This is a genomic window from Neptunicella marina (genome assembly GCF_014270035.1).
GTDB lineage: Bacteria > Pseudomonadota > Gammaproteobacteria > Enterobacterales > Alteromonadaceae > Neptunicella > Neptunicella marina.
This window is the reverse complement of sequence record NZ_JACNEP010000011.1, coordinates 75,862-98,197: the sequence shown is the minus strand read 5'-3', so window position 1 is coordinate 98,197 and position 22,336 is coordinate 75,862. Positions and strand designations below refer to the sequence as shown.

At 44.8% G+C, this 22,336-nt stretch carries 20 protein-coding genes; 8 read left to right on the top strand and 12 right to left on the bottom strand.

The annotated features are described in order from the left end of the window. Positions 1-28: 28 nt before the first annotated feature. The 4 genes from recJ to H8B19_RS13575 all read right to left on the bottom strand — a co-directional run bounded on the left by recJ (position 29) and on the right by H8B19_RS13575 (position 4,766). Positions 29-1,747 carry a single-stranded-DNA-specific exonuclease RecJ gene (recJ, locus tag H8B19_RS13590; protein WP_186507437.1) on the bottom strand — a complete coding sequence of 573 codons (1,719 nt, stop codon included), beginning with the start codon at positions 1,745-1,747 and terminating at the stop codon, positions 29-31. Between the two features lie 8 nt (positions 1,748-1,755). Continuing rightward, a complete protein-coding gene (gene dsbC, locus H8B19_RS13585) occupies positions 1,756-2,466 on the bottom strand; it encodes a bifunctional protein-disulfide isomerase/oxidoreductase DsbC (RefSeq protein WP_186507436.1) in 711 nt (236 codons plus the stop codon). Positions 2,467-2,564: 98 nt separating this feature from the next. Then, positions 2,565-3,479, bottom strand: a complete 915-nt coding sequence (gene xerD / locus H8B19_RS13580) for a site-specific tyrosine recombinase XerD (RefSeq protein ID WP_186507435.1) — start codon at positions 3,477-3,479, stop codon at positions 2,565-2,567. A 39-nt stretch (positions 3,480-3,518) separates the two neighbouring features. Beyond that, entirely contained in the window at positions 3,519-4,766 is a 1,248-nt protein-coding gene (locus H8B19_RS13575) for an EAL and HDOD domain-containing protein (RefSeq protein ID WP_186507434.1), read from the bottom strand. A 223-nt stretch (positions 4,767-4,989) separates the two neighbouring features. Between H8B19_RS13575 and fldB the strand changes: the two genes are divergently transcribed. Next, positions 4,990-5,511 carry a flavodoxin FldB gene (gene fldB / locus H8B19_RS13570; RefSeq protein ID WP_186507433.1) on the top strand — a complete coding sequence of 174 codons (522 nt, stop codon included), beginning with the start codon at positions 4,990-4,992 and terminating at the stop codon, positions 5,509-5,511. Positions 5,512-5,520: 9 nt separating this feature from the next. Here the strand turns inward: fldB and can are convergent, their stop codons facing one another. Together can and H8B19_RS13560 are read right to left on the bottom strand one after the other, a co-directional pair. Further along, positions 5,521-6,150, bottom strand: a complete 630-nt coding sequence (gene can / locus H8B19_RS13565; protein WP_186507432.1) for a carbonate dehydratase — start codon at positions 6,148-6,150, stop codon at positions 5,521-5,523. Between the two features lie 147 nt (positions 6,151-6,297). Beyond that, entirely contained in the window at positions 6,298-7,008 is a 711-nt protein-coding gene (locus tag H8B19_RS13560; protein WP_206683189.1) for a methyltransferase, read from the bottom strand. Between the two features lie 160 nt (positions 7,009-7,168). On the opposite strand from H8B19_RS13560, the gene H8B19_RS13555 reads away from it, so the two are divergent. Further along, entirely contained in the window at positions 7,169-8,164 is a 996-nt protein-coding gene (locus H8B19_RS13555) for a serine/threonine dehydratase (RefSeq protein ID WP_186507431.1), read from the top strand. Positions 8,165-8,210: 46 nt separating this feature from the next. On the opposite strand, the gene H8B19_RS13550 is transcribed toward H8B19_RS13555, so the two are convergent. Beyond that, positions 8,211-8,972, bottom strand: coding sequence for a LytR/AlgR family response regulator transcription factor (locus H8B19_RS13550; RefSeq protein ID WP_186507430.1), 762 nt, complete (start codon positions 8,970-8,972; stop codon positions 8,211-8,213). Next, complete coding sequence (locus tag H8B19_RS13545) at positions 8,965-10,059, bottom strand: sensor histidine kinase (protein WP_241737610.1); 1,095 nt, start codon at positions 10,057-10,059, stop codon at positions 8,965-8,967. Before H8B19_RS13545 ends, H8B19_RS13550 begins: the two co-directional genes overlap by 8 nt. Positions 10,060-10,489: 430 nt before the next feature. On the opposite strand from H8B19_RS13545, the gene H8B19_RS13540 reads away from it, so the two are divergent. After that, entirely contained in the window at positions 10,490-13,462 is a 2,973-nt protein-coding gene (locus H8B19_RS13540; RefSeq protein WP_186507429.1) for a TonB-dependent receptor, read from the top strand. Positions 13,463-13,544: 82 nt separating this feature from the next. Here H8B19_RS13540 and H8B19_RS13535 read toward each other — a convergent pair whose 3' ends face one another. Together H8B19_RS13535 and H8B19_RS13530 are read right to left on the bottom strand one after the other, a co-directional pair. After that, positions 13,545-14,966 carry a PepSY-associated TM helix domain-containing protein gene (locus H8B19_RS13535; RefSeq protein WP_186507428.1) on the bottom strand — a complete coding sequence of 474 codons (1,422 nt, stop codon included), beginning with the start codon at positions 14,964-14,966 and terminating at the stop codon, positions 13,545-13,547. 14 nt (positions 14,967-14,980) lie between these two features. After that, complete coding sequence (locus H8B19_RS13530) at positions 14,981-15,514, bottom strand: hypothetical protein (RefSeq protein ID WP_186507427.1); 534 nt, start codon at positions 15,512-15,514, stop codon at positions 14,981-14,983. Between the two features lie 337 nt (positions 15,515-15,851). On the opposite strand from H8B19_RS13530, the gene H8B19_RS13525 reads away from it, so the two are divergent. The 5 genes from H8B19_RS13525 to H8B19_RS13505 all read left to right on the top strand — a co-directional run bounded on the left by H8B19_RS13525 (position 15,852) and on the right by H8B19_RS13505 (position 19,949). Further along, the gene (locus H8B19_RS13525) at positions 15,852-16,325 is read left to right on the top strand and encodes a MarR family winged helix-turn-helix transcriptional regulator (RefSeq protein WP_186507426.1); all 474 of its coding nucleotides are present in this window, start codon (positions 15,852-15,854) and stop codon (positions 16,323-16,325) included. Positions 16,326-16,358: 33 nt separating this feature from the next. After that, on the top strand, positions 16,359-17,615 hold the full coding sequence (locus H8B19_RS13520; RefSeq protein WP_186507425.1) for a S41 family peptidase: 1,257 nt from the start codon (positions 16,359-16,361) through the stop codon (positions 17,613-17,615). 1,178 nt (positions 17,616-18,793) lie between these two features. Then, on the top strand, positions 18,794-19,099 hold the full coding sequence (locus tag H8B19_RS13515) for a DUF1889 family protein (protein ID WP_186507424.1): 306 nt from the start codon (positions 18,794-18,796) through the stop codon (positions 19,097-19,099). 104 nt (positions 19,100-19,203) lie between these two features. Then, positions 19,204-19,518, top strand: coding sequence for a hypothetical protein (locus tag H8B19_RS13510; protein WP_186507423.1), 315 nt, complete (start codon positions 19,204-19,206; stop codon positions 19,516-19,518). Continuing rightward, complete coding sequence (locus H8B19_RS13505; RefSeq protein ID WP_186507422.1) at positions 19,515-19,949, top strand: hypothetical protein; 435 nt, start codon at positions 19,515-19,517, stop codon at positions 19,947-19,949. Before H8B19_RS13510 ends, H8B19_RS13505 begins: the two co-directional genes overlap by 4 nt. A 791-nt stretch (positions 19,950-20,740) precedes the next feature. On the opposite strand, the gene H8B19_RS13500 is transcribed toward H8B19_RS13505, so the two are convergent. Next, entirely contained in the window at positions 20,741-20,965 is a 225-nt protein-coding gene (locus tag H8B19_RS13500) for a DUF1653 domain-containing protein (protein ID WP_422121161.1), read from the bottom strand. Beyond that, entirely contained in the window at positions 20,952-22,154 is a 1,203-nt protein-coding gene (locus tag H8B19_RS13495; protein ID WP_186507420.1) for a XylR family transcriptional regulator, read from the bottom strand. The genes H8B19_RS13500 and H8B19_RS13495 overlap by 14 nt, the downstream gene beginning before the upstream one ends. Between the last annotated feature and the right edge of the window lie 182 nt (positions 22,155-22,336).

Sequence of the window (22,336 nt, the reverse complement as noted above, 5' to 3'; positions counted from 1 at the left end):
TACCGGAGGGATGGTTTTAGCCTCCAACTCAGGCAGGGTTAATCGCTTCGACTAACAGTTGTACCGATACATTGCCACGGAACTCATTTAACTCAAGTTTGTAAGCCAGTTGTACTTTTTTAATTGCGTGATTTGGCCACTGCTGAGTGTCGATATTAAACGCGATAGCATCAAAGCTTTGTCCGTCACTATTACTCACTTGCAATTTAAGGTGTTTCTGACCAACAATTTTTTGCTCAAGCAAATAAAAGGTATCGTCGAAACAGGGTTCTTCAAATCCCTGTCCCCAGGGACCAGCCTGCTTTAACATGCGGGCAAAATCCAGTGTCATTTCGGTGCCTTGTAGCGCGCCATCCGACAAAACGGTCCCCGTTAAAGGCTTGCCTTCCAGCCACCTTTCACAGGTTTGTGCAAATATGTTCCCAAAGTCGTTAATGCTGGCCACCGGTAGTGTTAACCCTGCGGCCATCGCATGACCACCAAACTTGGTGATCAGATTAGGAAAACGACTATTGATATCTTCCAGTAAATCCCGAATGTGCACGCCGGCAATCGAACGTGCGGACCCTTTAATAAACTCGTCGTCCTGATGCGCAAAAGCAATCGTTGGCCGGTGATACTTCTCTTTAATTCGCCCCGCCAAAATACCAATCACACCCTGATGCCAGTCTGGCTGATATAAACATAATCCAAAAGGAACATGCTGGTCATTCAGCGTCAGCGAATCCAGCGCTTTTAGCGCCTCATGCTGCATGGAGGCTTCGATTTCACGACGTTCACGATTTAAACTATCCAGTCTGACGGCCATTTCACGTGCCAGCCCAATGTCTTCACACAATAAGCACTCAATTCCCTGCGACATATCGTCCAGACGTCCGGCGGCATTTAGTCTCGGCCCCACCACAAAGCCCAAGTCAGACGCAGCAAGATTGGCCGATTTTCGCCCAGCCACATCCAGAATGGCCTGGATACCGGCACGACAGCGACCACTGCGAATTCGTTGCAAACCCTGATGCACTAAAATCCGGTTATTGTGATCAAGTTTTACCACATCAGCCACCGTACCTAATGCGACAATATCCAGTAGCTCTGCCAGATTGGGTTCATTAGCCTGATTAAAATGGCCCCGTTGTTTCAGTTCAGCTTTAAGTGCCAGCATCATATAAAACGCCACACCGACACCGGCCAGATTTTTCGATGGAAAGTCACACCCGGGCTGATTAGGATTGACAATTGCGTCAGCACCGGGAAGTTCATCGGCCGCTAAATGGTGATCGGTAATGATCACCTGCATACCTAAATCTTTAGCATGTTTAACACCGGCAATACAGGCAATGCCGCTGTCGACAGTCATCAACAAACGCGCTTGCTGAGAATGCGCCACATCTACAATTTGCGGGCTTAATCCATAACCAAAATCAAAACGATTGGGGACCAGATACTGGTGAGTACGACACCCCAACATCGACAGGGATAACATGCATAATGCAGTGCTGGTAGCACCATCCGCATCAAAATCCCCCACAATACAAATAGCCGTCTTATTCTGTATTGCATCGGCCAGAATGGAGGCGGCCTGCTGAATACCTTTAAGCTGATTAAAATGAATTAACTGCTTAAGGCTGGTATCGATCTCGCTTAACTGATTAATGCCACGATTGGCATAAATATTAATAAGGCGGGCGGGTAGTTGCGCGTCAGCAGCAAGTGAACCTGCCGCTGATCGCCTTTGAATTTGTGTGAGCATTAAGGGTATTACTGAGATTTTTCCAGTACCGCAAGAAGTTGTTGCGGAGTCTGATAGCCCGGAATTAAGGTTCCATCTTCCAGTACTAATGCAGGAGTACCATTAATGCCAATTTGTGCGCCAAACTCATATTCTTCTTTCACTTTATTATCAGCACAGGTTTTAGCAGCAATGTTCTTATCATTTTTAGCATCCGTTAACGCCTGCTGCGGGTTATCGGCACACCATACTGACACCATATCATCATAGCTTTGACTTTGCAGACCACCACGCGGGAATGCCAGATAATCAATCGTAATGCCCAGATCATTGTATTGTGCCATCTGAGAGTGCAGACGACGGCAATAGCCACAGGTTATGTCGGTGAAAACCGCGATGCGGTATTTCTCATTTTTTGCCGGATAACGGATCATTGCATCATCAAACTCCTGTAAACCCGCTTTTCGTACAGCCGCTAATGATTTTTCCGTTTCGTTAACAATGCCATCGGTTAAATTGAATAAACGGCCATGTATTAAAAATTTGCCATCTTCTGTACTGTAAAAAATACCATGATTGGTAGTGAGCTCCACCAGTCCCGGTGCCGGAGCGGCCTTTACTGAGGAAACATCCAGTCCGAGTTTGCTGCTCAGCTGCGTTTTCAATTCGGCAAATTTATCCTGTGCGATAGCACCGCAACTAACCAATGCAATCAGCAATAGTGTTTTAAATGACTTCATAAAATTCAACTTCTTAATAGTATTGAGTTAACAGATTACAGCATCTGACCGGCAAACCCTTGTGAATAATTTCATTGTAAGGCAAAGCGCCAGTGAATTCAGCCCCTTGGATGATGCTCATGTATAACATTTTGTAACCTTTGCGTGGCCACATGGGTATATATTTGCGTGGTGGATAAATCACTGTGTCCAAGCAACATTTGCACAACGCGCAAATCAGCCCCATGGTTGAGCAAATGTGTGGCAAATGCATGACGTAACGTATGGGGAGAAAGCTCTGCACGAATATCGGTTTGTTGCGCATAAAACTTGATGCGGTGCCAAAAAGTCTGGCGTGTCATTTGTTTGCCTCTTTTGCTGGGAAACACCACATCACTGGCCTGCGTTAATAAGTCAGAGCGCGCCTGCCGAATAAACTGACTGACCCAGTCACTGGCGACTTCCCCCAGTGGCACTAAACGTTCTTTATTACCCTTGCCTGTCACCCTGATGACACCTTGCTGCAAACCAATTTGATTAAGTCTGAGACTCACCAACTCACTGACCCGAATACCCGTGGCGTACAATAACTCGAGCATGGCTTTATCACGATATTGCACAGGATCCTGAATATTAGGTGCATCCAACAAGGACTCAACCTGGGCTTCACTCAGTGTTTTAGGCAAGGACTGGGGAATTTTTGGGTTACTCAGCAAACGCATGGGATCATCTTCACGCCACTTTTGCTGAATCTGAAATTGCACAAACGCCCGCAAACTGCTTAACAAACGTGACGTACTGCGCTCTGACAACCCTGTATCATAACGATGCGCGAGGTAATGATTTATCTGCATGGCATCAAGATATTTAAAGTTAATGCCCTGTGCGGAAAAAAACTGACTGGCCTGCTTAAGGTCACGCCCATAGGCTGCGATGGTGTTATCACTCAGGCCTTTCTCCAGCCATAAAAATTGCAAAAAACCATCAATTTGCTGCGCATTGTCCTGCGCCACATCTTCGGGTGATAAGGACACCTAACCTCCAGTACATAGTTCGGGATAACACCGACTATTTTACGCGAATACCTGAGAGCGTGGATAGTGAGGCGATACGGTCTGACGCACACCATTGCCCCAGAGAATGGCCTGATTAAATAAATGATGCAGCATTTTTTGCTCAATTCCGATGTCTTTTGACAATCGAATCAGTTTAAGCCAGTTAGCACTTTCAAACGCTTTAGCAATAGCCAGATAATTGTTCAAACGACCGGGCTGATTCAACAATGCCTGTTTAATTTCCAGATCAATCGGCAGCTTATTTACCACTTCGGGCAGGTTTTGACTAAGCAGTGCATCCAGCAAGGAAAACAGCCCCACCAAAAAACCTTTTGGAGGGTTATCTTTGTCATAACAGGCATGGCTTAGCAATTCGCAAAACTTGGCCCTGACCAGAGACATATGCAGCAATTCCGTCGGTTTTTCATCGCCCAGACGCGCCAGCGCCAAAATCGAAATGAACTTTTTCAATTCAATTTCACCCATATAATTTAACGCATGGCGCAATGAGGTGATTTCCTGTCGTTTATTCACTGTCGGGTTATTGATAAAACGCAGTAACATGTAGGATAAACCCACATCACGTTCAAGAATGGCATTAACGCGCTCAAACGAAAATACACTGCCAGCGCTCTCTTTCATCAGTTCAATTAATGCCAGTTTGGATGTGGGCAGATTGCGTTGTTTTACTATTTCAGGTTTGGCAAAAAAGAATCCCTGAAACAAATCAAAACCCAAATCCTTAAATGAATGAAAAGCATCATGGGTTTCAACTTTCTCGGCCAGCAGCGTTATGTTATTGCGCTGAAGCTGCTCAACCTTAGCAGCAATGGTTTGATAGTCCGATAAATAAGTATCAACTTTAACAATGTCCACCAGCGGTAAAAACTTATCCCACCTTGGATCAAAACTGTAATCGTCCAGCGCCAGTTTGTAGCCCTGATTTTTTATCTTTTGGCAGGCGGCCAGCACATCATCCGTCGCTGGCACAGTTTCCACCAGTTCAACCACTACATGTTCCGGGTCAAGTAAGCTGGTAAAGTCATTTAATAAAGCTTCGCGATGGAAGTTGATAAAAGAACGTTTATGGCAAGCGATATCCTCTAAACCCAATGTCAGGTGATTATTGGCCAAAATCTTAGATGTGGCTTCATCAGGCTGAATATCAGGAAAACAATTATTCTGACCATCCCGGAACAGCAGTTCATAGGCAAACACATTTTGGTCGCTATCCATAATGGGTTGGCGAGCAACATAAGCAAACATTGAAATTAGTCCTTTTGTTCAACTTCTATACCAAAACTTATATTGCTGACTTTATCAGCACACCAGCGGCTGCACCAACAAAATCAGCGTAAACTGTGTAGTTTTAATGCAGTTGCGCCACTGATAACTGAATTTTTATAAATCAGACTGGCATATCCCGGTCTGAGTCCGCACAATAAGGGGTTTAATTGGCAACAAAATATCTCGGATTACAGGGTCGCACATGGCAGCAACAATTGGCTTATTTTACGGTTCCACCACTTGCTACACAGAAATGGCAGCAGAAAAAATACAGCAGGAACTGGGTGAAGAGCTGGTTGATGTGTATAACATCAAAGATGTATCCCTGAGTCTGAGCGAGGATTATGACGTACTGATTTTTGGTATCTCAACCTGGGATTTTGGTGAATTGCAGGAAGACTGGGAATCCAGCTGGGAACAAATTAAAACCCTGAATCTCGCCGGAAAAACGGTAGCTCTTTTTGGTCTGGGCGATCAATTAGGTTACGGTGACTGGTTTCAGGATGCCCTTGGCATGTTGCACGATGAATTGCAGATACTGGATTGCGATATAATTGGCTACTGGCCTAATCAGGGGTATGAGTTTACTGCATCAAAAGCCCTGACCGCAGACAAAGACTATTTTGTTGGTTTAGCGCTGGATGACGAGAATCAATTTGATTTGAGCGAACAACGCGTTGAACAGTGGTGCGCTCAACTGCTGGAGCAGCTAAGCGCTGGATAATTTAACCTTTTACCCCATTCGGTGCGAATCTGAAATTTCGTCAGCACCGTTAATGCAAACATCCAGATCCCGGATAATGCCGTCTTCAATACTGTAAATCCAGCCATGAACTGCCAATTCCTGCCCTCGTTTCCAGGCGTTCTGCACAATAGTGGTATGACATACATTCGCCACCTGTTCGATGACATTCAATTCACACAATTTATTTACCCGTTGTGTCTCATCATCGATGCTGTCGATTTCTGCCTGATGCATTCGGTAAATATCTTTAATATTACGTAACCAGTTATCGATCAATCCGTGCTCCTGATTACCTAACGCTGCTTTTACACCACCGCAACCATAGTGCCCACTGACAATAATGTGTTTAACTTTCAATACTTCAACCGCATATTGAATCACGGACAAACAATTAAAATCAGTATGAATTACCAGATTGGCAATATTGCGATGCACAAAGATTTCACCTGGCATCATATCGGTAATTTCACTGGCAGGGACACGACTGTCTGAGCAGCCAATCCATAAATATTCAGGCGTTTGTTGCAAAGAAAGTTTGGTGAAAAAGTCCGGGTCCTTTTTCTTAATTCGGTCGGCCCACTTACGGTTTTGCTCAAAGAAGTTACTTAAAAGTCGCATATGCTACTGTTTATCCTTTATCACGTCATCGAATGTTGGTTGAGCACTCAGATTACAAACCAATGCTCAACCGGATAAGCTACCAGATAAATCATCGAAGGACTAACACTAAGCAACTTGTCAGAGCTGATGGCAAACCATGACGCGTTAAAAATTGAGATAAAACTCACGACACAAATTTTTGTAATCCTCAGAATATTCACCGTTCAGGTTGCGAATAAACAACTGAACCTTGTCCGCTGAAGCTGCTTGCTGAGCGCTGAACTCAAGTAATAGCCGTGACACAGCCTTATTTGGGGTGCTTTTTACCGCTAACCGGCGATTAAGATAAAGTGCCGACTGCGCTGCACTGTTTAACAGCTGACGTTCAAACTGTGCCGGTATAACACAGGCAAACCGACCGTTATCAGCCAGTAAACGAGCAACATGTCGCATCAAATCATCGAAATTTAACCCGGCCTGATGTCTGGCTTGTTGCCGTTGCGGATCAAAGGACTGACCTGCCGGATAATAAGGTGGATTACTGATAATTAAATCAAATGGTCCCTTTTCACACAGTTGCAATGACTGATAAAAAACCCTGATTTTATCCGACCAGAGACTGGCTGCAATGTTACGTCCGGCCTGCTCCACTGCAGCCTGATCAATATCAATTGCGACGATATCAAAATCTGCAGCGCCGGCTTCCTGTGCCAGCATTAACGCCAGTAAACCGCTGCCCGTGCCAACATCCAGCATACGCCGGGCATTTCCCGGCTTTACCCAGCTGCCTAACATGATGCTATCGGTCCCTACTTTCATGGCCACATCACTATGCTCAACAACAAATTGTTTAAATCGAAATCCGGCTTTTTCCACGTTAATACATTACTAGCTGGTTGTTTTTGCTAAATTTTACCTTGCTTTGCACTGGATAAAAAACAACTTAACGGTAGGCAACCCAATTAAGCTTGCATACAATGGCAATTTGCACTGACCCAATCCAATAATTCAACTGGATGATCCACAGGAAGTATTGATGTCCCCTATTGATTACGCTCAAATCGAAGCGGCAGCCCAGCGTATTAGCCCTTACGCAACCGTAACCCCAATATTCCAGTCACGCATGTTAAACAGCTGGTTTGGACACGAGATTTATTTTAAAGCTGAGTGTCTGCAACGTGGCGGGGCATTTAAATTTCGCGGCGCAATCAATACGCTTAGCTGGTTACAGGAACAAGGAAAGTTGCCCTGTAAAGTGGTCGCCAACAGTTCGGGAAATCATGCACAGGCCGTTGCTCTGGCGGCTAATTTATTTGGTATAGAAGCTGAAATATATACCGCGAAAAATGTATCAAAAGTCAAAGCGGCTGCCACCGAATATTATGGCGCAACCCTCAATATGTTTGAAACCCGGGCAGAAGCTGACCACCAGGTAAAACTAGCAGCTGAGCAGGACGGTGTTTACTGGCTGCCGCCGTTTAATCATCAGCAGGTTATCGCAGGGCAAGGCACGGTAGCATACGAGGCTTTGCAACAAGTAGAGGGCATCAATGCTATTTTTGCCCCATGTGGAGGGGGCGGATTGTTGTCCGGCACTTTACTCGCAACACGTCACTTAGCACCAGAGGCTGACGTTGTCGGGGTAGAACCCGAATTAGGCAATGATGCTATGCAATCACTACAGCAGGGGAAAATTGTACGCCTGCCGGAATCCCCAAAAACACTGGCAGATGGTGCCGCTACTTTAGCAGTGGGTGATTTGACCTTCCCATACTTACAACAACTGGATGATTTTTACACGGTGGAAGAAGAGCAGATCGCGTACTGGACTCAGTGGTTACAGCACCTGCTTAAACTGCATGTGGAACCCACCAGTGCCATGAGCATGGCGGCCGTCGCGGCCTGGTTACAGCAGCAGAATACACCACAAAAAGTCATGGTAATACTGTCCGGCGGCAATATCGACAACAGCAAAATGCAACAACTGTGGCAACAGGACTATCTGCAACAAATGCCCATCTTAGTGGACTAAAACGCACCTGAATTAACAATAGTAGCAAGGCACATTAAGGTGCCTTTTAATTTAATAATTCGTCCAGCTTGTGCCGGTTTCGGCGTGATAAGGTCAGAGAGTCGCCATTTTTCAGGATCACGCTGTAATCACCTTTTTCATTGGGGCGCAATTCAGAGACAAAAGTGCGGCGTACAATGGATGAGCGGTGAATACGAATAAACTCGTGAGGATCGAGTTGTCTCTCCAGTGTGGTAAGCGTTTCACGATGCAATACTTTGCGTCCATCGGATAAATGCACTTCAGCATAATTGCCGGCACCTACAATATATTCAATTTCACTTACATCAATTAAACGAATGCGTCCGGGATCTTTCACCACCAAACGGGATTTAAACTGGCTCTCCTGTTCTGACAACAAATGTTTCATCAACTCAACCAGTTCCGCAGGTTGATGGGCATGTTCATTTTTTTCATGCAAACGCCGTTTAACTTTCTGCCAGGTTGCCGTGAAGCGCTCATCATCAAAAGGTTTGAGCAAATAATCAATTGCATTTAATTCAAACGCATTAATCGCGTACTGGTCATAGGCGGTAACAAATACTACTTCGCTGTGATGAATAATTTTTTCTGCCAGCTGAATACCGGTTTGTCCGGGCATCTGAATGTCTAAAAAAGCAATATCAGGCTGGTATTTCTCAAACGCTGCCAGAGCTTTATTACCATCTTCTGCCTGAATAATATCCAAAGACTCATTTAACTGATTTAGCAGTAAAACAATGGTCTGTCTGGCCAGCGTTTCGTCATCGGCGACCAATACCTTAATCATTATGCTCTCCTAACGGTATTAGTAGTGAGGTTTTAAAATAGTGATTTTCCAGTGGTTGCAATTGCAAACTAAATTTTCCCTGATACAACTTATCCAGTCTTTCACGACAATTTTTAATGCCGATGCCAAACCCTTTGTGTTCGCTTTTCTCGCTCACTTTATTGATCAGCTCCACTTTTAGCTGATTAAAATGCTGCTTAATGGTCAGACTAAGCAGGTTATTATCCGATTCCAGTTGAGAGCCGTGTTGCACCGCATTTTCCACCAAAGGTTGCAGCAACATAAATGGAATATCGTTGTGTAAACAATCCGCATCGATATCCAGTTTAACCTGTAACTTGTTTTCAAAACGCATTTGCTGAATAGCCAGATAACTGTTAATAAATTCCAGCTCCTGTTCGAGCGTGGTTAACTGACTGGACTGGTGTTCCAGTACTTTTCTGAGCATCATGCTCAGCTCAGTTAAAGCTTTTACCGCCTGATCTTTTTTATCTAAACGGATTAAGCTGGCAATGGTATTCAGGGTATTAAATAAAAAATGCGGATTTATTTGCGCTTTAAGGGCCTGCAGTTCAACCTGAACCAATTGTCTGGCAAGGTTTTCATTACGAAGCTGCTCATCTCTGCTCGATTGATAATAGCTGATGGTATAGCCCAGTGATAACACCGCCAGATAAACAATCAGGTCAATATGCAGCAGGCTTCGCACCCACATCTCATATGCTGAAACCCAGTTGGTCAGGGTAAAGCCATCATATTCGAACACCAGCGTCATAATGATGGTTAACGCCCAGTATCCACCCATAAAAAACATACCGGCCAGGATATTTTTAACGATAAAAGCAACGGGGTGCCCACGTTTAAGCGGAATACTTTTACTGCTGGCAACAATAAAAGGTGCAACCAATGCCCACAACATCCACCAGGGAATATATTTCCACCAGATAATAAACCACGATGCAGGTTTGCCACTGTCTATCAGACCCCGGTAGGTATTTTCAGTTGCCAGACAGGTTAACAGTAGCCAAAAAAGAAAATTGGCCAGCCAAAACCAGATACCGGGAATGTTTTTTATAAATTTATGCAAGCATCTGTACCGCAAGCTTTTAAACAGGAAACATCGATTATTCCCTAAAGGTTTGTGCAAAAGCAAATGACTCGACGCTTCATCACAGCAAAACAACCATTAAGCGCGAATTTTGCCGGTTTTATCCCCGGACAGATCCATTTATTCAGCGTTATTTACCACAATACAATCCCGCTTATCCGCGATTTAGACACATTAATCCCCCTGCTCCCTCCTTTTGTGGATCTCACATGGTTTACAAATCGTCATAGGCATAATTTTGCGTTGGGTAATCAGATTTACCCTCTGAAAATTAACCATGACCTGTAACAACAATTTTTGTATCGCCAGTCTGCATCCTGACTGACATACAGGATATGTAGGTTACAGCGTCATGGCTCACAAAAAATAAGGCTCAAATTAATAAATAAAATGAGCCGGGGAGACATGAATGACATTTTTAAGAAAAAGTATGACGGCCATTGCCGTTGCAGCCACTCTTGGTGTATCTGCAACCGCTTTTGCCGCAGAAACCGGTGGATTAAAAATCACTATTGTTAATGCACAAGGACAACCGGTAGCAGGAGCCAAGGTCATGGTAAGTTCACCTGAGAGTCTGGTGAGCAAAGAAGCGGTGACCGATGCAGAAGGTGTGGTGCGATTAACCGGTCTGGATCCTTCCAACAAATATGAAGTGGACGTAACCGGTAACGGTTTTGAACCCTTCGAAGCCAATAACCTGCGTGTAACCACGGGTAAAGTATTAAGCTTCAGTTACGCTGTTGGTGACAGCGGCATCGAAAAGATTGCCGTAACAGGCCGTCAGATTGCAGCTCTGGATACAACCTCTTCTGTTGTTGCCACGGACATTACACTGGATTTAACTGAATCGCTTCCTACACAGCGTAGCTACCAGAACTATCTGCAATTGGCGCCGGGCGTAAAACCCAGTCTGGATAACAACCCTTCATCTAAATCCGGGGTTAACTATTCTGATATTCCAGATCCTAAAACGGGCAGCGCCGGTAGTTCATCAGATAACGTTTATTATATCGATGGTGTCAATGTAACTGATAACTCTACGGGTACATTTGGTGCCAACTTCAACTCTGAGATTATTCAGGAACAACAAATCATTACCGGTGGTGTACCAGCAAAATACGCTGGCGGCGCGGGTCTGGTTTCACGCGTAACCACCAAGTCAGGTAGTAATGAATGGCATGGTTCAATCAACTACTACATGCAAAACGACAGCCTGGTAAGTGATTATGACCATGAAGAGCAGGCCGAAGGCAGCTTTAAAAACTTTGATACTGCGGTAACCTTAGGCGGCCCAATTATCAAAGATCAACTGTGGTTCTTCGCTTCATACCAGTTAAAAAATGAAAAAACCGATGTAACTAACCCCAATACCGGCGCTTTTGCCCGCTCGGTAGAACGTGATGAAAAACTGGGTTTTGCCAAATTAACCTGGCAGGCAACCGATGATGATCGTTTAACTGTTACCTACTTTAACGACCCAACGACCATTTCGGGTTCAGACGACATTAATACGTTAAATAACCGCGACCGTGCCCGTGATCAAGGTGGGGATAATTACAAAATTGAATACAGCCATTCCTGGGATGACGTTGTATTAAACGTGGGTTATTTCTCACATGAAGGTGAGTTGACAGACAATGCCGCGGATCAGTCTACATCAAATGACGTGGCGTATAAGGGTGGTAATCCAACTAAAGCCGACCTGTCATTAGGTGGTTTAGGCGCCAACACCATTCGTTTCCGTAATAAAGAAACAGCTTATTTTAATCTGGAATATTATCTGTACACCGATTTTGGTGATCATACCATCGAGTTTGGTTTCGAACGGGAAACCAATGAAAACATCTCCAATCAGGTTTATACCGGTGAAGGTGCAATTTATACCTCAATTGCCAAACAGAATTCAGGCGTATCGTTAGGCGAATATATCGGTTCGGGCTGGTCAGGTATTCGTACCATTGCCTCGGCTGATCTTGAACGTATCATTGAAGCCATGGGTGAAAGCAGCGATTCCGCTTATTACACAGGTATACTGGATAGCGATAGTGATGGTGTTATCAGCAACGATGAATTAAAAGCATTAACGTTTAACAGCTCTGACGGTAACCCAGGTGGCCAAATTAATAACTACCGTATTGTGCAGGTTCAACAGGCAGAATCCAAACTGGAAACCAAGGGAACCACTTTCTATATTCAGGATAGCTGGACGTTGGACAGCCTGACTGTTGCCGGTGGTATCCGTGCAGAAAAATGGGATCACTACGCCTCAACAGGTGACAAAATCTTCACCTTCGACTGGGAATATGCTCCTCGTTTGAGTGTGGTATACGATGTTAATGGTGACGGCGAAAGTAAAGTCTGGGCATTTGCAGGGCGCTACTATGATCCGATTCGTACTAACATGACATCATTTGCAGGTAACCTGACCGGCTCTGTGCGTGAAGAACAGTTATGGGTAAACGATCATTGGTTAACGTATCGTACCCGTGGTGGTATCGGAACACAGGATGCTTTCTTTTCTCCTAATACCAAGACTCCATATACCGACGAGTTTATGATTGGTTATTCGATGAATGTTGCCGAAGATATGAGCGTATCTGCAACCTATACCGATCGTAAAACCAGTGACATTCTGGAAGATTACGATTTAGGTCTGTACGACGAGCAAGGCGCTTATGCCGGTACCTGGCTTGAATTGCCGTTATCATACTTCGGTTATACTGAACGTCCTGACTCAAACTATGTCATCGGCACACTGGCCGGTGGTGAACGTAAATATAAAGGCTATGAGTTAACCTTCCGTAAACACCGTACCGATAACTGGCAAATGCTGGTTTCATATACCCACAATGAAGCTGAAGGTAACAGTAACTCTGACAGTAATGCTGATTATCAGGGTGACTGGGGTGCACTGGATCCACGCGCACCTAACCAATATGGTAAACAGCCTGGTAACGTTGCGGACCAGTTCAAAGTCATAGGTTCCTATTACTTTGATAATGGTTTTGAAATCGGTGCTATTTATAACTGGAACTCAGGTACCCGTTATAGTGAAACACAAGCCATTGGTAGCCGTCATTTACCGGTTATGGATGACGCTTATGATTATCAGGGCGTGGTTGATACCTGGATTTCTGAAGGCGCAGTTGGTTCACATACAACACCTTCATACGGAACTCTGGACTTACGTATCAAGTACAGCATGGATATTGATGACACCTATAAAGCTGAATTCTTTATGGATATCTTCAATGCACTGGATGATCAGGCGGTTACCCGTGAACAAGACCTGTTAAACGGTGACGGTGATACACAATTTGGTGAAGCACTGGGCTGGGTTGAGCCACGCAGACTTTACTTAGGTGCACGTTTGTCTTTCTAAAGACAACTACCTGACTTAACCAGACAAAAGCCCGCGCATGCGGGCTTTTTTATAAGTTTAATTTGAGATTGAACCAGTCGGTTTAGATACGTTTAAGGCTATATCGCGACCAAAGCCAAAATCCAATTGCAGTGAGCAATAACAAAGCATTTAGCGGCCATACAAAATCAAGCGACCAATAAGCACTAAATTTGACTACATACCCGGCTAAGAACAACACCAGTGCCAGTGCAGTTAAGCCCTGTAATACGCTGCGATTCAGGTTGTGTTTATCCACTAACTGACACATCAACATACTGGCAATCACACTAAACCAAAAACCGGGTACCGCAGCGATGCCAAGTAATATCTGGCCGATAGCCGAAATCACCAAAGCCAGCGGCGTGCCCCACACAATGCCCTGCCAGGCATTATTAATAAAATCGCGTCCTTTACGTTTACTAAGCCACAGGTTAATCCCGGTTACTGAAACCACACTTAAGCCTAAGCCCAGCAATAAATACATCACTTGCACCAAAGCGTGACCAAAATGGCCAAAGTGCAACCGATAGATAGAAAACATCGCCTGCTTGGCTGCGCTGCCGTCACTAAAACCCACTTTGTTAATGTAATTGCCCTGACTATCAAAACGGTATTGCTCGGCGTAAATCAACCGGTCTTTAAAATGCGCACCGATGATCATGTACTGCTCAGGCTCACCCACGTCCTCTAATGTCACATAAAACGGTTCGGCCTGCGGTGCCAGTTCACGTAAATTCTGCATTGCCACATCAATCGATGCCGCCGAGACAGGCTGACTTAATGCAGGCTCAGCACCGTATAAATCGGCCATCAGTTTGCTTTGATCATCCTGATAAAATACTTCAGCAAAAAACACGTTAATTAAACTCGCCAGGCCAAAGTAGGCGCCTGTTATGCCAATCATTAAATGAAACGGTAAGCCCCATACACTAATTCGGTTATGAATATCGGCCTGGGTTTGCACCGCCTGCCCTTTAAAGCGCAGATTAAAGGCATCTTTAAATATACGCCGATGCGCAATCACGCCGGATAAAATCAGCGCACATAACAAGGCGCCCAACACACTAACCACCAGCATGCCGATGTTATACGGCAGATGCAGATACAAATGCAGATTGACCAGCATGTCTTTCCACGGATGCGATTTACTGCCACCCAGGCTGCCGTCATGATTGATTAACCAGCTTTGAGTATCGGATGCAATGCTTGGGCGCTGCATCTCCTCGGTGGGCAGCATAATAAATAAATGATGGGTATCGGCCGACAGCTGATTGGCCGCTTCGTAAGCTTTTTGTAAATTGGCATCGCTTAGCGTGCGATACTCCTGTATGTCCGGTTGTTCCCAGCGCTCCAGCAGCGGGTAATACACCGCCAGTGCGCCCGATAAACAAACCCAATACATCAGGGCGCCGGTTAATAAACCGAGCCAGGCGTGTGCTTTTAATGATTGCTGACTAAACAGCTTTGACGGCGTAAAACGCATAAATCCCCTTTCGCCTAAAGCCAGACGCGATACGCACCAAACAGTGCAATCAAAATAATAATCAGATGACTGAAAAAACGGCGCTGTGAGGCGCAGCCCCAATAACTAAAACCGCCCCACACCACAGGCAATAAATAAATGCCCAGCACACTGGCATTACCTGACGTAAGCGGAAATAAACTCAATACCCAGGGCGTTACGGTTAACGCTGCGATACCCGCCACTGGCACAGCGACTATAAATAACCACAGGTTGGGAACAAGATTACGTAGTTGATAACCTGGCTTGTCTTCAATTTTCGCTTTGCTGTTGGATGCTTTCTTTAGCTCAAGGCGGCTTAATACCAACACACTCGCCGCAGCCGATACCGCCAGCGTTGCGTACGCCCAGCTAAATTCAGCGCTGGTCACATTCATCCAGCTAAAGGCCGCCACTATGGTTAACATCCAACCAAGCCACTTCAGCAGCGGATGTTTTAGCTGCCCTTTCCAGCTTAAAAACACGCAGCCAACACCGGTAAAAGACAGTAACAAACTTAACAACGCCATCAGGGCTCCTTTCACTAAGGGATTGGTTAGCAAAGACAAAACAATCGGCTTTGCATAAAGACATTATGTATGAACTGGCACGCATGGTAATGATATTTATTATCATTTTCAATTTTTACGCAGCATTTACGCTATGAATCACTTTCAATCTTTATATTTCAAATGCTCAGCCATGCGTAGGCCTTTGTTTGCGCATGCCAGCCAAAGGTATTAGCCGTGAAATTTCCCTCAAAGTAACAAGCTCATTTTCATTTATTTAATCAAAAAGATTGATTTATGAAAATTTTTGCGCAAAATATTTCCTTAATGTTTAATAACCAGTGAAAAGGATGTCCATATGATCAGAAGCCCGCAATTTGGCGCAATATTAATGCGCTCTGCCGAACTTATCGCACTACAAGGGCAAGAGGTATTCGATGAACTGGATATTCGCTTTCCGGCCAATTGCATATCAATAATGCTCGCGCTATATACACAAGGCCCCTTATCATCCTCTGAACTGTCGAAACATATCGGACTGTCGCGTCAGCTGATTGAAAGCCGGTTAAAAAACACGGTGCAAAATAATTATTTTCAATCACAACCAGATGAACATGACTCGCGCAAACGGGTTTACATCATTGCCCCTAACGCCATGGCTGAAGCGCAGCAAATCGTCGCCATCATGCAGGATTTTGAGAAAGTGTACGACACCTTATGGAACGAGGTGGGAGTTGATCTGGAACAAGCACTTAAGGCCATGGAAAAAGGTCTGGCAAAACGTTCACTACTGCACCGCCTGTACGATCAATCCCCTCACCTTGAGCCATAAACCAACATGCAAAAAACACCAATAAGGATAGTTATGGGTTATAAAACCTTGCTTCACACACTTGTTCTTTTTATCAGTTTAACGGGCGGCACCTTTGCTGCGGCTTTTAATACTCAACAAAGCTGGCAGCAGTTCGTAAAAACCACAGAGCAGAACTATGCCTACCTCGATACCGCGCCAGTGGACTGGCAAGCGCTTAAGGCTTATTACGCAGAGCAGGTAACACAGGTTAAATCAGAGGCGGAATTTAAAGACCTGCTGCAGGTGGTGAAACAGTTTTTTATCGATCCACATTTCAATGTAGGTCCGTTAGATAATAAAGATTTTAGTGTTACCCCAACAGGCTCTGATATCTGGGCAACAAAACAAGGTAACAGCTATATTATTGAGCGTATTAAAGCCGGTAGCGCCGCATCAAACAGTGCACTAAGAGCCGGGCTGCGCATCATCACAATTAACGGCCAGAATATTGAAAGCACCATTGCACAGGTATTTGGTCATACAAAGTTCCCCCTGAGTGATGCACATAAGTTATGGGCAATAAACGTTGCCTTAGGCGGCCTGCGCAACACTAAACGCAGCATTGAGGTTCTGGATGACAGCGGGGTTAAACACACGGTGAATTTAGCCGCCAGTTATGATGCGATAAATACACTTAAACAACAGCCCGCGTTGGTGGTTAAACAGTTTGGTAGCGTGGGTTATATCCGTTTTAATAACAACCTGGGCGACAGCGCCACCGTGGCAGCCTTTAACGATGCGATTAAAAACTTACTGCAAACCGATGGCCTGATTATAGATTTGCGCAATACACCAAGTGGCGGCAACACAGGTGTGGCAGAACCTATACTCGGGCATTTTGTCACGAGCAAAACCGCTTACCAAAAGTACCGTGTACAAACTGCCGAACAACATTACAGCGATGCGCCGCTGCAAACAGCCTATGTCACGCCAACCCAGCCTTATTACTCCAAACCATTTATTGTGCTGGCCGGACGCTGGACAGGCAGCATGGGCGAAGGCATGACCATTGGTTTTGATGCCCTGGGCGCCAAAGCGATTATTGGCACCCCCATGGCCGATTTATTAGGTGGAATTAATCAATTTAAACTGCCTAATTCCAACATAAGCATAGATATCGGATTTGAGCGCTTGTACCACGTTAACGGGCAGTTTAGAGAGGATTTTGTTCCAGAGGCAGCGCCGGTATGTGATAAGCAAAGTGGCTTAGAGTGTGATGCCGAGGTGATGGAGGCGTTGCAGCGATTGCAGGTTGAATCACAGATTTAGTCAAATTACACAATTAAGCCATCCATAGCTTTACTCTCCCCGCATCCATGCGGGGCAAGCCCCTTTTTTAGACACCAAACTGGCGACAAAATTTTCAGGAAAAATTTTGAACGCACTCCAGTGCGGTCTGAAAGGCGAAGGGCAGGATGCCCGGAGTAAAAACCCTACACTCCACTGACTTTTTTAACGCCAAAATCAATCTGGCTTTAATTCGAAACGGCCAAAGGCAGCAATCCCTGCAAAGCATTGGCCTTGGCTAAACTTCCTGTTTAGCCATTCGAAAGCCACATCGATTTTGCCTAAAAGTCAGAGTCGCAGATTTGGTCAGGCGCTGCTTGATATATTGGCAGTATTGCTGCGCAACTAACCACTTGTTATAAAAGTTAATCTTGGGCGTCGCGTTGGCGACGACCACAATCTTAGTGCTTTGCACACTTCGGTATCATCCATGATGTTTTTCACGCCCAGTCCTGTGGGCGCGAGCCTATTTGGACAGACCCAAATAGGCTAAAGGTCTTTCACTCCGCCGACTTTTTAACGCCAAAATCAATCCGGCTTTAATTCGAAACGGCCAAAGGCAGCAATCCCTGCAAAGCAATGGCCTTGGCTAAACATCCTGTCTAGCCATTCGAAAGCCAAATTGATTTTGCCTAAAAGTCAGAGTCGCAGATTTGGTCAGGCGCTGCTTGATATATTGGCAGTATTGCTGCGCAACTAACCACTTGTTATAAAAGTTAATCTTGGGCGTCGCGTTGGCGACAGCAACCAAGGGAATTGTGCTGCCGCAATTCCCTTGGAACCCAACGGCACCCCTGCACTGTGTCTGTTCAATTTTTAATTCAGGCAAACCGCCACCGCCGCAAATCCACATCCGTTCTGTTGCAACTGGCTCGGCATCCCTGCCTCGTCTGGCAGTTCACTAATCTGAATTTAAAATTGGCCACAGCGAATGGGGAATTTAGGTTAGGCGTAGCCTGACCCAGTTATTCACAAAATCTTGCGGGTAGAAAACCTGCTTTCATTTTCGACTCAACAAATTGGAACATTTAACTAATTGATTTGATGGATATTGCGGAGTAACTTAAAAAATTAAATAAAGGAAAGAAGGAATTTTACCCGGCATGAAAGCGGGATAATTCCTTCTATTAAGTTGTTATGCATCAAATGGAGATTGAGTCTTGAACCCGATATTAGAAGAAGCAATAAAAAAACTTTCAGTAGTGGTCAATGTATCCACTGGTCTTGCTCACCCCCTTGATGATTCCCGAGCGAAAGAGCTATTCAAAGCACTGAAAAAATACAATGTTCCATTGTCTGGGGCAGATGTTTATTCACTAGCAGTTTCGAATGCTTGGCCTGAGCGCCATGCCAAACAGCTTGCTGAACTAGCTGAAAAATTGGGTAGAGGTGGCCGTGTCCAGATTCGAGAACAGAGAGGCTGGGGAGAACCCACTGTTAAAAGAATTATTGCAGAGTTGGATTAGGATGCATAACAAGCCGCACCATTTTCGTGGCTGTGCCACTAGGACTCGCACATCTCGCCCATGTGCGGGGCGTTATGCATCTATATTGACTTGGGAGATTCATTTTGAATGACAAACTGGCAAGATTCTTAAACAAAAAATACGGAATACTATTTATGGTTTCTTCGGTATTTTTGGTCATCATATTATTGCTCAATCTTCATTGGCGTGCAGATTTCACGTTTATGCAAAACCTTTCTTATGGATATATTTTCAGAATTGATGAGTTCTTTGATGAAGAGTGCAATGGTAGCGGACTTTATAGACGTTGTACTGAGGAGCATTTATATTTTTACTTTAAATATCTAGCTATCATACCTATGGTGACCTTTGTGTTTGGTCTCTTCGGATATTTAAATGACGCAGAGCGGAATGCATGAGCATTTTTGATTATGAAGGTAAAGGGGAAGAGGATGAGGCAACATTTTTTTCTCTTTCTGGTGAATATCTTGAAGCTGCAATAACATTGAATAATACGCCGCCAACTACAGTTAATTACTGGATAGTCACATATTATTTACTAGGCCATGCGGCAGAATTATCATTAAAAAGTTACTTATTTAAACATGAACTAAAAGCTAGTGACCTTAAAAAAATCGGCCATGACTTAAGTGGGCTACTAAATAAAGCCAAAGAATATAGTCCTAAAGATTTCGAACTAAAAGCAATACACGAGTTATCACATATTTATAAAGGTAAAGACTTAGAATATCGCTGCAAGAAAAGGCAAACATTTCCAGCGGTTGATATGTTAATTGATGAAGTAAAAAAATTACAAAGTATTGTATTTAATGAAGTGGTCAAGTTCTAATTGCATAACAAGGCAACTCAAATCGGACACAAACTCGTTGTCACTTTTCTTGCAAACGGCGCAACAAAAGCGCCATCAAGTTCGAGCCGCTGGTTGCGGCGTTAACTCCGAGTTTCAAGCAGCGCTTGACCTATCTCCCCCTCCACTGTGGCCGATTTTTAATTCAGATTAGCAAACTGCCAGACGAGGCAGGGAAGCCGAGTCAGTTGCAACAGAAGGGATGTGGATTTGCGACGCTGGCGGTTTGCCTGAATTAAAAATGGATCAGACACAGAGCAGGGGGTGCCGTTGGGTTCCAAGGGAATTGCGGCAGCACAATTCCCTTGGTTGATGTCGCCAATGCGACGCCAAAAATCAACTTTTATGACAAGCGGTTAATTGCGAAGCAATACTACCAATATTTCAAGCATCGCTTGACCAACCTCCCCCTCCACTGTGGCCGATTTTTAATTCAGATCAGTAAATCGCCAGACGAGGCAGGGATGCCGAGTCAGTCGCGACAGAAGGGATGTGGATTTGCGACGCTGGCGATTTGCCTGAATTAAAAATTGAACAGACACAGTGCGGGGTGCCGTTGGGTTCTTAGGGGATTGCGGCAGCACAATCCCCTAAGCCGCTGTCGCTGGCGCGACGCCCAAACTATCAATCAATGACCAAGCCAATTTGCGAAGCAATTAATACCGCCCCCATAAGACTGCCATGGATGACAAAGAATAATTGGCGCAGCCAATACAACAACGCCCCACTTTTGTGAGGCGTCATTCAATACTTATGTGAAGAATAGTTATTAACTATTCTTCACTGATAAAAGCAAACCTGGGCACGCTTTCACCATTCACTTCAACTGTCTCAGTAAACATCTCCAACGGTCGCACCCACAACTTGCCTTCACCATACAGCGGCCGGTAAACCACCAGCAAGGATTCATCCTCAGAATGCCTTGCTACATCAATCACCTGATAATCATTGCCTTTGTAATGGCGGTAACGCCCAGGTTTAAGCTCAGGCTGACTCACGTGCATCTTCCTCGCTTTCGTAGCCTTTGGCTTCATCACGGTATTCACGCGGGGTTTTGTTAAAGTGTTTTTTAAACACGGCGTACATATATTGCAATGATGGATAACCGCAAATTGAGGCAATGGTTGCGGTGGGCTGATCGGTTTGTTTTAGCAGGTTACAGGCTTTTTTCAGTTTTTCATTATGGATTTCATTATGAATACTGTGGCCACGTTCTTCTTTAAACCTGTGTTCAAGGTTGGAGCGCGATATGCCCACATAATCCAGTACCTGATCCACTTTAATTCCCCGGCAGGCATTCTGACGGATAAAGTGCATCGCCTGCATCACATGCGGATCTTTAATCGCTTTAAAGTCGGTGGACTGGCGCTCTGCCACGCCTGCAGGTGGCACCAATATTGGTTTTTGTGTGCCTTTGCGGCCATTTAAAATTTTGTGTAACTGTTTAGCGGCCTGAAAGCCCATTTCAAAACAGCCCTGCGTTACCGAGCTTAAACTTACGCGACTTAAAAAACGTGCAATATCGTCATCATCAATGCCAATAACACACACTTTTTCCGGGATTAACATACCGATATGGTCGCACACCTGTAATAAGTGACGCGCGCGCGCATCGGTCACGGCCACAATACCAATGGGTGTTGGCAGCGATTGCAACCAGTCGGCCAAACGACGAATACTGTACTGCCAGGTTTCCGGGCGCACCGGATGGCCACGGTACACATGACACTCATAACCTTCAGCCTCGGTGATTTTCAGCATGGCGTTTTCGCGTTCCTGTGCCCAGCGCTGTGACTCGTCAATCGGTGCACCATAAAAGGCAAAACGTTCGATGCCTTTTTGGCGTAAATGCTGATAAGCCTCATTCACCAGTGCATAGTTATCGGTTGCCACATACGGCACATCCGGATAATCACTTTCATTTGAGTATGAGCCACCTACCCCAACCACCGGCACTTTGGTTTTGAGCGACGCCGCCTGAATTTGCGGATCGTCAAAGTCGGCAATAATACCATCACCGCCCCAGTCATCCAGATGCTCCAGACGCGCCATAAAGTCTTCTTCCAGATAAAGATCCCAGTCTGCTTTTGAGGTTTGCAAATAGCTGCCAATACCTTCGATGACGTTACGGTCATAGACTTTACTGGCATTGAATAAAAGCGTAATGCTGTGTTTTTTCTCAAACATGTTGAACCCTTACCTTAGCCTGATTTGTTAATATTCTGTGACTATTTCGAACACATTTCAAGAAATATCATAATAAAGTTTATGTTTTTTTGTATAGACATTATTACCAATCGATTTAACATGGCGCCCCATATCGATAAACCACAAGAGTTTTATCAAATTTCGTAATTGCTCTACATGCC

Coding starts and splice junctions, on each gene's coding strand:
- recJ (WP_186507437.1), bottom strand. CDS start 1,747: ATGCTCACACAAATTCAAAGGCGATCAGCGGCAGGTTCACTTGCTGCT.
- dsbC (WP_186507436.1), bottom strand. CDS start 2,466: ATGAAGTCATTTAAAACACTATTGCTGATTGCATTGGTTAGTTGCGGT.
- H8B19_RS13575 (WP_186507434.1), bottom strand. CDS start 4,766: ATGTTTGCTTATGTTGCTCGCCAACCCATTATGGATAGCGACCAAAAT.
- fldB (WP_186507433.1), top strand. CDS start 4,990: ATGGCAGCAACAATTGGCTTATTTTACGGTTCCACCACTTGCTACACA.
- can (WP_186507432.1), bottom strand. CDS start 6,150: ATGCGACTTTTAAGTAACTTCTTTGAGCAAAACCGTAAGTGGGCCGAC.
- H8B19_RS13555 (WP_186507431.1), top strand. CDS start 7,169: ATGTCCCCTATTGATTACGCTCAAATCGAAGCGGCAGCCCAGCGTATT.
- H8B19_RS13550 (WP_186507430.1), bottom strand. CDS start 8,972: ATGATTAAGGTATTGGTCGCCGATGACGAAACGCTGGCCAGACAGACC.
- H8B19_RS13540 (WP_186507429.1), top strand. CDS start 10,490: ATGACATTTTTAAGAAAAAGTATGACGGCCATTGCCGTTGCAGCCACT.
- H8B19_RS13535 (WP_186507428.1), bottom strand. CDS start 14,966: ATGCGTTTTACGCCGTCAAAGCTGTTTAGTCAGCAATCATTAAAAGCA.
- H8B19_RS13530 (WP_186507427.1), bottom strand. CDS start 15,514: ATGGCGTTGTTAAGTTTGTTACTGTCTTTTACCGGTGTTGGCTGCGTG.
- H8B19_RS13525 (WP_186507426.1), top strand. CDS start 15,852: ATGATCAGAAGCCCGCAATTTGGCGCAATATTAATGCGCTCTGCCGAA.
- H8B19_RS13520 (WP_186507425.1), top strand. CDS start 16,359: ATGGGTTATAAAACCTTGCTTCACACACTTGTTCTTTTTATCAGTTTA.
- H8B19_RS13505 (WP_186507422.1), top strand. CDS start 19,515: ATGAGCATTTTTGATTATGAAGGTAAAGGGGAAGAGGATGAGGCAACA.
- H8B19_RS13495 (WP_186507420.1), bottom strand. CDS start 22,154: ATGTTTGAGAAAAAACACAGCATTACGCTTTTATTCAATGCCAGTAAA.